We start from the raw sequence: 9,795 nt of genomic DNA, 5'->3' as shown, positions 1-9,795 counted from the left end.
ATTATTGGTTATGGCGCAGCTTTCTATTTACTTTCACTTACTCTGAAATCAATCCCTGTTGGTATTGCATATGCAATTTGGTCAGGGCTTGGCATAGTTTTAGTTACTCTAGTCGCATGGTTTATGCACGGTCAAAAACTTGACCTTTGGGGATATGTTGGGATGGGGTTAATCGTTAGTGGCGTTGTTGTTCTCAACTTGCTTTCAAAAACTAGCGCACATTAATCCAGTGCATCTAATAAGTTACTCAAGTGTACTGCGTCTGCTATACCTGGCTAAGAGGGGCAGTTATAGCTACTTTTCAGGCCACCTAGCAAGGCGTTAATGTCAGCTTTGGGTCGTCTTTGACCGCTCATTCAGACTTCATAGGAGAGATGGTTTTGATAGTATTTGACCGTTAAGCTACGCTCTAATTCTCGCTTAACGGTTCTTTAGAGTCTTTTCGAAATGCCCTGACCTCTCCCCCAAAAACTAGACCATGACCTCGATGAGATTTCCATTTAACCTAAAGGGATGGAGATCTCGATATGAAGAAGCGTTACACCGAAGAACAGATCATTAAGGCGATCAAAGAGCATGAGGCAGGAGCCAAGGTAGATGACATCTGCCGTAGGCTAAATGTATCAGCTGGAACCTTTTACAACTGGCGAAGTAAATATGCTGGTCTTGAGGTTAACGAAGCCAAACGCCTTCGTGAGCTTGAAGCTGAAAATAATAAACTCAAGAAGCTTCTAGCGGAGAAGTTACTTGAGGTCGATGCTATGAAGGATGTTCTCTCAAAAAAGTGGTAAAGACCGCTCAGCGTAAAGAGGTGGTCACACATCTGATTGAACATCATAACTTAAGTGAAAGAGCTGCTTGCAGACTGGCTTGTTTAGGCAGATCGAGCTTTCGATATGTGGCCACGCCAACTGATGATTCAGCACTTCGGGATCGGCTAAAAGAACTGGCTGCAAAGCAGTCAGCTTACGGTTATTTGATGTTGCACAGTCTTCTTAAGACTGAGGGACTAGTCATTAACAAGAAGCGTACATATCGCCTCTATACGGAAGAAGGACTTCAGGTCAGAACTAAGAAGCGTAAGAAGCTAACTCGTCCTAGACAGCCTCTAGAGGTGCCTACTGAAGTAAATCAGCGTTGGTCCATGGATTTTGTAGCCGACCAATTAGCTGGCGGACGCAGATTTAGGGTTTTGAATGTTGTCGATGACTATTCAAGAGAGATGGTTGGGCAGTTGGTCTCTATATCAATCAGTGGACGACAAGTTGCCAGATTCCTATCGGAGCTGATTGAGTCACGTAGCAAGCCTAAAAAGATTATTTGTGACAACGGAACAGAGTTTACTAGCAAGGCGATGTTCTTTTGGAGCAAAGAGACAGCTGTGCAGCTAGGATTTATTCAGCCAGGCAAACCCACTCAAAACGCTTTTGTTGAGAGCTTGAATGGCAAATTTAGAAACGAATGCCTAAATCAGCATTGGTTTAGAACGCTGGATGAAGCAAGATATGAGATCGATTTATGGCGAGATCATTACAATAAAGTAAGACCACATAGTGCACTTGGCTATGTGCCACCAGAGGAATTCGCTAAGCGTGCTGCTTAGCAAAATCTCATCGAAGAAGTGGTACTAACTAAGGGGAAAGGTCAATAATCACCCTATAATTCAAAAATCTTGTCACAAGACCACTAGATAAATGTTGCAGAGCACTGAATAGCGATGTTGCCTTTTAAATTAGGTTAAGATGTGAAAGTGGTGAGTAACTGGTTTCTCAATACTATTTGTTCTCCTGTCGGTATTTCAGACCATCAAGTGCAAGCCATACAAACGAGGGGATGTAAGCATCTTTTTTGTTTAACAGTCGATAGAAACTTGATGGGTTGTAGTTTAGCGCATGAGCTAAATCCGCCTTAGTTATCCCAAGCTCAGCTAGCTTTATGCTAAATACGATATCCTCATTTGCTTCAATGAAATTTTCCAGTTGGTGCCAAATGTCTTTCAACTGTAGTTCGTGGCGAAGGGTAACTGAGTGCCTCTCAACCTTTTTGCCCCCAAATTCGAATTCGTAAACGTTATTGCTTAGCTCGGTGACTGTAACCTGATCATGCATTGATTCAAATGCCGCTTTCAGGGTGATGTCATTACCGTGAAGTGAACGGTAAACATGATCTTGAAGCATTTGTGTGACAACTCCCAACAGTTGACTGCCGAGGTTGCTTGGTTCACTGAATGCATCTGTTTCAGCTTCTGTCAGTCCTTTTATATTCAAAATTTGTAAGCCTATATAGCGCTCACGCTCGCCCGTGTTTTCAATATTTATTGAGCCGTTAACGTTGATGCAGACACTCAGACCCAAGCCTATTTCATCACACTCAACGAAATAACCATCGTTATCCTTGGAGATCGTTAATGAAAGTGCTAATCCGTCAAAGGGGATTATTCTTTCCTGAATCTCATTGATGTCGATTGGGTTTATGAAATTTTCGAATTCTTTGGTGAATGTAGTAGTCATAGTTTGCTCCTGTATTGTTTAACTATGTTACCAGCATTACATATCTATTTGCATTAGTCAATATCAATAAGCAATATAACATTGCACATTGCAACGTCAAAATTTTCTTACATCCAAAAAACACTTAGTTATGGGGAAGGCTGGTGTGATTTACTACCTTAGATACTAGGCGAGTAATTTAATGAGGATAAAGAATCTCTTTTCGCTGTGAGGAATATGCAATTAGGTAGCAACTATACCCCCAGAATGGCTATTTCCAATCCACATAAAAATTTAATCCAAAGGATGTAACAGATACGATTATTTATAAGTAAGCATCGTATGTGTTACACCCACTTTATTTTGTGCAACGTTCGAAATTTGTTAGTTCTTTTGGAGTTAATTGCTCCATAGGTGTGTTCCATATCACTTTTAGATTCAATTCAGAGAGAGGTGCATTGAAGAGACACGTATGGATACTTCAGATCCACATAAAATTTCATATCTCTCGTAACACATACGATTTTTTATAAGTAATCATCGTATGTGTTACATACGCATTTCCTTAAATGGTTGGTCTCTTCGTTTTTGTGGAATTCAAGACTCCATAGGTTTCTCCTATATATTCAGCAAGCTCGCTTCAGCGTGGCTTCAATGCCTATTTCAATCCCAAAACTCTGTAACGCATAGGTTTGTTTAATTAGATCGGCAGGTATCGGACAAAATAAATAGTAATATTAATATAATTAATAAAATTAAAATAAATAATAGTTGTAATTTAGTATTAATAATTATAATATTAATTCTGAGAGATTAAACAAGAGAGAGGAAACAAATGTTTAATTAGAAAAAGGTAAGTAGAAAAATGCTTTATTACACATATTCGCAAGCAGCTAAAGGAGCCGCTGAAAAAAGAAATACAATTTACATGTCATCAGAAGAAGATCTCCTTCGAAAGATGGCGCCTGATTCGAATCACCACGCAGATGAGTCAAGCGATATGGCCGATCTCATTGCAGGAATTACTGAATCCTACAAACGCTATGACCGCGTTCTTGTGGTCAAAAATCGAGAAGAGGTTGCTCCTCTAATCGACACTCTTGTTGAGCACAAAACTGACGTTCTTGTTGCCAATGAAAGCACTCTCTTCTGCAGTAAAAATCTAACCCGAAGATCAGAGCAAGAGCTCTATAAGAATCAATTCAAATCAGTTGATGATATCGATCTAGCTTTCATAGCAAAGCTATTCGCAGACATGATTCCTGTTCGATTTACCCGTAACCAAGTTGTCGCCAATATTTTGAATTCAAACGATCAACTCATCCGCGAAGAAGTTGAGTCACATCTGGATGCAGCTATTAAGCACATTGATGACAAAGTGCGAAAAGGCAAACGCATTAACCATCCAGAAAAGCTAACCATCTCATCGATCCAAGACGCATATGAATACATCAAAGAGCTCAAGCGAGGCGTGGTAATTCTTAAAGCTCCAACAGCATCAGGTAAAAGCTTCGAATTGATTTACCCGCTGCTTTCAAGTGCAGTAGGGAATGCTCAAAAAGCGATTCATATTTCCCATAGACGCTCTATTGCAGCCAATGAGGGATTATCTGGTATTCAGGGGTTAATACATTACCAGTCGGTAACCCCTGAAACTGAGACAGAAGTTAGTGCTCTAAATGTGGTTGTAAATAGCCTGGTTAAATGGAATTTGCAGCCTGCCACCAAAGATCTCGATTTTGTTTTTGTAGATGAAGCTACTCAAACTTTGAATCATATTTTTGAATCCAAAGTTGAAAGAAGAGCAGAGGTATTCAATAAACTCAAAGAAACAATCAACTCAACAGATGTTGCGGTTCTTGCCGATGCTGATGCGGACGATACATTACTCGATTTTGTTCATCGATCTGGTAGGGATGACGTAACAATTATCGAGATGCCTAGGGCGCATACTGATATACAAATAAGGGTTGGGGATTACTCAGCAGTGTCCTCTAAATTTTTGAACGCTGTTCACAATGGTGAGACTTGTATCCTAGCAATTGATAACAAAGAGACTGCAGTAGGCTTGGCTGCAAAGGTTCAAGACACTTATAAGAAGAAAGTTCTCCTGGTTACCTCAGACAACATCAACGGCAAGCAGCAGAAGGCATTCATTAAGAATCCAAATCGTGAATCAAAGAAATATGATGTCGTGATTTTTTCACCTGTGATTACCTCCAACTTATCAATTACCAATAATCATTTCTCACGAGTATTTGGTCTTTTCAGTGGTGTCGTGAGCCCATCGGATGCCATCCAAATGTTGCGCAGAATTAGGGCTGCTAAGGTTCTTGAAGTTGGAGTCAAAGGGTCAATTTACCGTGATTTCGGAGCGGAATCTGAAAGCTACCAAAGAGACCGTTACGAGGCGGGAATTCAGGCTACTCAATTTGGATATGCTAACGAAGTTGATGTTCAGAATGGGGACCTTGAGGACAAAGACTTCATGGACATCGCAGTGAAAATCAGATCACACAGCGCATTTTTGAGAAACCATTTTATCCCTGCTTTTGTTAGCAATGCTGAAGAAGATGGATTTGAAGTATTAATTGATGAATACAGTGAAGTGGATAGCAAAAATGGCAAGAGCATTCTGAACTCTGCAACAAAGTTGGTTGATGCGTTGTACCGCGAAAAGATGCTCAAAATAATCAACAACTCTGATGGTTATGAGTTTGACGAAAACTCATTAGTTGCTTCTTCTGCATATCTTTCTGAATATGAGGATATGAAACAAGAGTTGGCCTCAAATGATCTTGCTGAAGAAGATTTGAATCTTTGGAGTAGGGGGGCGCTAGTCGAAAAGCTAGAGAATATTGAAATCGCTTTGATGAGTAGCTCTGATCTCAAGGTTCAATTAGAAATGGATTCCCATCGTGACATCCTGAGTAGAAGTTACGTTGCTTCCAAAAGGAAGTTTTTCGACCTATTTAAAGATACTCTCAACCTAGATCTGAAGAGCGGTGAAGGATCGTTTACTAGTGAACATGCATTCGATTTATTGAATTCAATTTGTGATAACTGGAACGAGTTCAACTTGATCAGCGAGATTAAGGTAACTGAGAAATGGCGCAATTCATCTCACCCCGTGCGAACAGTAAAGAAGCTACTTTTGAAGTTCTTCAACCTCGATTTGGTCACAAAGCAAAACCGTGAAGACAAAAGGTCGTACATCTTGAATGATGTTTCATATGATCGAATGATGGATATCATAGAGCGAAGAGCTAGGAGCAGAGCAGTTATTCGTAACGAATAATTTGTTGTTGGGCTGTTTTGAACTATTCGTAACGAATACTTTGCCTCGTCTTTGTTGGGGGGGAAGGTCAGGGTATTCGCTGCGAATACTTTGGTGAATCAACAACTAGCTTCACAGAATTACGCATGTATTCAAACGATAATACTCTCGGCAGTTCTGTCTCTGTGACCCCAGTGGATGGCTAGATTCCTTGGTAACAAAGAGAATCATTAACTATTCGCTGCGAATAGTTAGTCGCGTGGCCTATAGAATTATTCGTAACGAATAGTTGGATGTCAGTTCTGTAAGATTATTCGTTACGAATAACATCTTACATTAGTAACTAGCTTAGCTGCTCTGGGATTGAATTCAGACGAGAATACATCTTAGCCTACTAGTAAAACATCAGCCTGCGGGTGATTTGAATCCACAAGAGCTAAGTAAAATCACTAACTATTCGTAACGAATAGTTGGAAACGTCGCTGTAGAATTATTCGTAGCGAATAATATAGGTGAAAGCGTGGCTAGCACTTTGGCTAAGAAGATGATCGATTATTCGTAACGAATAGTTAGCATTATAGTTGTTGGGTATTCGCTGCGAATACTTTGGTGTATCAATAACTAGCTTCACAGATTTACGCATGTATTCAAACGATAATACCGCTCGGCAGCTCAGTTACTGTCATCCCAGTGGAAGGCTTGATTCCTTTTTATCAAAGAGAATCATTAACTATTCGTTGCGAATAGTTGGTAGCGTTGGCAATGGAATTATTCGTAACGAATAGTTAGCTTAGACTTTTTTGGGTATTCGTTACGAATACTTTGAATTCAAATTTGTATTTCCCGAGATCTCGACTACTTTTAAGTGGTAAGCAGAGATAAGGAGATCAAAATGCTTGTACTAACCCGCAACAAAGAAAACGACACAATCTTAATTGGCGACAACATCGAAGTCGTCGTATCAAAGACCGCTAGTGGCGAAATCAAAGTGGCAATTGAAGCGCCGAAGGATGTGCCGATTGTTCGCAAAGAACTGTTGGATTGATATCAAGAAGGGAAGCATCCGCTTCCCTCCATAATGTTTCTTAGTCAACCGATATCAATTGCTTTGAAAATTCGGTAAGAAGCCTTTGATGTCCCAGCATAACCGAGCAAAAAATACTGGGTGAACTGTTGGGTTGTCTGAATGGGTGTAATTGTCGTACCAGCGAAGATCTATTAAAGAGCCTTTAGGCAGAGCATCAAATCCTTTGGCTGAACCAGGGATCTGGTGGGTCATTCTAATGAATGGTTGATCATCAAAGTTCCCATTGGTTATGAATTTAAAATAGATTCTTACTAAGCGCTCAACAAATATGTTTTCGCCATTGTATGAACTAGGATCATATGCTTTTTGGCCCTCGGGCGTTTCGACATAAACGTGTTTGTAATGACAAATTGTCTGAGTAAATCCATTACCAAAGAAGCCCGCTACATCTCCAGCATTCATTTCTGCGAAATCAAAACCCTCATGAGCCATTACTTCAATAAGACGGTCCCAAAAGATAAGTGAGTCATCGTTATCAGTAAGCTGAGAGAAGTTCTTGTCGAATAACATCCCTCTCATTTCTGGCCATACTTCTGCCCATTTTTCTTTATCTGAACGTAATCGTGTAGATGCGAAATCAAATGCATTACAACCATTCTTGACCGCAAGATCTACAATTTCGGGGTCATCCTGAAACACCTCTGGTACGTATCGAAGAAAAGTTCCCATGTTCGTCACGCCAGCTTTAATTACATTTCTATCTGATTGATCCGACTCTATTAAACGCTGAAATAGCATGGATGGCTGATCTGAATACGATACTAAAGAAATGAATTCGCTAGCAGTTATAGATTCGTCATTTTTAAGTTTTTGAAGTAATTCATCTGATGGCTGAATCAAATTCTCAGGGTGCAGAATTTCCTCTGTTCCAGAATATTGTTCGTCAGATTCGGTTTCTGAAAGAACAATGTAATTGAATTCAGGATCGTACGAGTGTGTTGGTGAGGTTTCAGGATCTGTCATTACCGCGTATTGGCGACCCCAAAAATGAGCATTTTTATGTGTATGCTGACTTTTTCTAAATTTAGGTAAAATCACCTCAAAAATTACTACGTAGCCTACCAAAACTACCCATAAATATAGTGCAGTTTTCCCCAGCCAGTTTTTGTAATTGTCGCTCAAATAGGTAAGTCCTAATGCTAAAAGCACATAAACTGCCAGTCTAAGAAATCCGTTCTTCTTCCAAGATGACATAAAATCCTCAAACCTTGTATTCACTTAGTATGATTTTGATTAGACCATAAACATAGATCAGTTATCCAGGGGGTATAAGTATACTAGTAGCTAGGTGTCGAATTTTTGAATGGTCTTAGAATTATTCGTGGACTATATATGGTTTTTAGTATAGAAATATGTATTTAGGATTTAGGGGGTGTAAAAATGAAAGCGTTAATATTAATGTGCACGCTGAGTGTTGTTTCTTATGAAGCTATTGCTGGTTGTACCACAAATCGAATAGGAAGTTCTTCATTCACTAACTGTACTGATGGTTCCAGCTATACTTCTACCAACATTGGTGGGACAACTTTTCATAGTGGAGACATTAATGGCACAAGCACTAGAATTGGTGGGACTACTTTCCATAATACCGATATAGGTTCAGGTACCTCGACTAACATTGGAGGCAGTACCTTTCATAACTTTGGTGGGCAGTCAGGAACTAGTACGCAGATCGGCGGTAGTAGCTTTAACTCATTCGGGGGTGGATCAAGCACATGTACTCAAATTGGAACATCCACTTTCTGTAATTAAAGTCATTTTTTATTAATGTATTCACCGTGAATTTGGCGCTGTTCGGAAGGCTTTTTACTAAGGGTTATTTAGCGCAATATCTGTGTTCTGAATAACGACTGCTCCAAAAGCACCTCTCCTGCAGCGCTTTCATTCATTGAAACAGTAATTACCTGAAACATGCCGTTCCATTCAGGAATAAAAGAAGCGTGTATAGATAAGTACATATCATCAGCACCATCTCTGAAAGTGTAGCTACTAGTTAAAGTTTTGTAGCCTCTCCAGGAAGTGAAGACTCGTGGGGATGGGGTAAGACGGTACATTCTTTCTACTTCAGCAATTGAACCAATAAGAGCTCCATCAATATTTGCCTTAATACTTCTTGGATAAAATGCAGTGTTGTAGCCAATAAAAAGATTCTCACTAACCATTTTCTGAAGAGATCTAATGGTTACGGTCACTCCATTGGCTTGAAGCTCCTGGCTACTTTCTTGGAAAGGCGAGTCGCTGAGGATTTTTAGCTTTGAGGCTGAGTAGATATATTCATGTTCTTCATCAGTCCAGACAGGATTTAGTAGTCTCTTAGCATTTGCCAACCCTGAATCAATCCTTGATAGAGCAGATTGAACAAGCTCCTCAGTTACAAATACTTTTTGTCCTTTGAGCTCAATGGGACTTCTATTAGCTGCGGCTTGAAGGTAGCGCTCTCCTTTAGCGGCAAATTCGCTTACATCAAATTCTTTTGGAATTTTTCCAGAGTAATAGAGTTCTTGAAATGTCTTTTCGTAATTAGGGGTCTTTACAACTCGTCCTGCGCGGATTGAATTCAATGCTGAGGTCCAAAGCTCTCGTTGATATTTCAAGGATAGCCCTGCGATATCTTCAATATAGTTGTTGTAAGTTCCTTTGAACGAAGGGCTTGTAAGGTCTATGTCTTTAGGTACTTCTGCCCAGAACTCAGTATGCATTTCACGTGTCAACAGAGTTCCCGTGCCAAGTACAATTTCAATAATTTCTTGCTGCTTCAGGGTAAGGTACGGATTTGTGCTCGCATAAGAATTAAATGAATAAAGTAAGAAAAATAATAATGCTAGATAACGTCTCAAACTCTACTTCCTCTTTTCAAGGCGATTACATTCTGTGGCTAACCTTACATCAGCTAACACAGCTCAATTAACTTAAATCTATTAATACTAGGTTAGGCTTTCTCA

General features: G+C 39.8%; 7 protein-coding genes. 4 read left to right on the top strand and 3 right to left on the bottom strand.

What is annotated here, in order from left to right:
- Together XMG48_RS06040 and XMG48_RS06035 are read left to right on the top strand one after the other, a co-directional pair.
- The coding region (locus tag XMG48_RS06040; protein ID WP_173481154.1) for an SMR family transporter at positions 1-225 on the top strand (225 nt) is incomplete at its 5' end.
- Between the two features lie 302 nt (positions 226-527).
- Positions 528-1,603 (top strand): IS3 family transposase gene (locus XMG48_RS06035; RefSeq protein WP_173481153.1). Its coding sequence is split into 2 segments (ribosomal slippage): positions 528-777 and positions 777-1,603, totalling 1,077 coding nucleotides; the frame shifts between segments, so codons are not numbered across the junction.
- A 172-nt stretch (positions 1,604-1,775) separates the two neighbouring features.
- Here XMG48_RS06035 and XMG48_RS06030 read toward each other — a convergent pair.
- The gene (locus XMG48_RS06030; RefSeq protein WP_173481152.1) at positions 1,776-2,510 is read right to left on the bottom strand and encodes a hypothetical protein; all 735 of its coding nucleotides are present in this window, start codon (positions 2,508-2,510) and stop codon (positions 1,776-1,778) included.
- A gap of 844 nt (positions 2,511-3,354) precedes the next feature.
- On the opposite strand from XMG48_RS06030, the gene XMG48_RS06025 reads away from it, so the two are divergent.
- Together XMG48_RS06025 and XMG48_RS06020 are read left to right on the top strand one after the other, a co-directional pair.
- Positions 3,355-5,787: a plasmid replication protein, CyRepA1 family gene (locus tag XMG48_RS06025; protein WP_173481151.1), complete on the top strand. Its 2,433-nt coding sequence runs from the start codon at positions 3,355-3,357 to the stop codon at positions 5,785-5,787.
- A gap of 871 nt (positions 5,788-6,658) precedes the next feature.
- Entirely contained in the window at positions 6,659-6,811 is a 153-nt protein-coding gene (locus tag XMG48_RS06020) for a carbon storage regulator (RefSeq protein ID WP_173481150.1), read from the top strand.
- A gap of 54 nt (positions 6,812-6,865) precedes the next feature.
- Here the strand turns inward: XMG48_RS06020 and XMG48_RS06015 are convergent, their stop codons facing one another.
- Both XMG48_RS06015 and XMG48_RS06010 read right to left on the bottom strand, forming a co-directional pair.
- A complete protein-coding gene (locus XMG48_RS06015; RefSeq protein WP_173481149.1) occupies positions 6,866-8,047 on the bottom strand; it encodes a DUF4116 domain-containing protein in 1,182 nt (393 codons plus the stop codon).
- Positions 8,048-8,673: 626 nt separating this feature from the next.
- Entirely contained in the window at positions 8,674-9,690 is a 1,017-nt protein-coding gene (locus tag XMG48_RS06010; protein ID WP_173481148.1) for a hypothetical protein, read from the bottom strand.
- Between the last annotated feature and the right edge of the window lie 105 nt (positions 9,691-9,795).

The organism is Marinobacterium sp. xm-g-48 (assembly GCF_013282925.1).
In the GTDB taxonomy this organism is placed as follows: Bacteria; Pseudomonadota; Gammaproteobacteria; order Pseudomonadales; family Balneatricaceae; genus Marinobacterium_E.
This window is presented reverse-complemented; position numbering and strand designations above follow the sequence as displayed.

Excerpts from the sequence above, each read along its gene's own strand:
- XMG48_RS06015 (WP_173481149.1), bottom strand. The coding sequence starts at position 8,047 with ATGTCATCTTGGAAGAAGAACGGATTTCTTAGACTGGCAGTTTATGTG.
- XMG48_RS06020 (WP_173481150.1), top strand. The coding sequence starts at position 6,659 with ATGCTTGTACTAACCCGCAACAAAGAAAACGACACAATCTTAATTGGC.
- XMG48_RS06030 (WP_173481152.1), bottom strand. The coding sequence starts at position 2,510 with ATGACTACTACATTCACCAAAGAATTCGAAAATTTCATAAACCCAATC.
- XMG48_RS06025 (WP_173481151.1), top strand. The coding sequence starts at position 3,355 with ATGCTTTATTACACATATTCGCAAGCAGCTAAAGGAGCCGCTGAAAAA.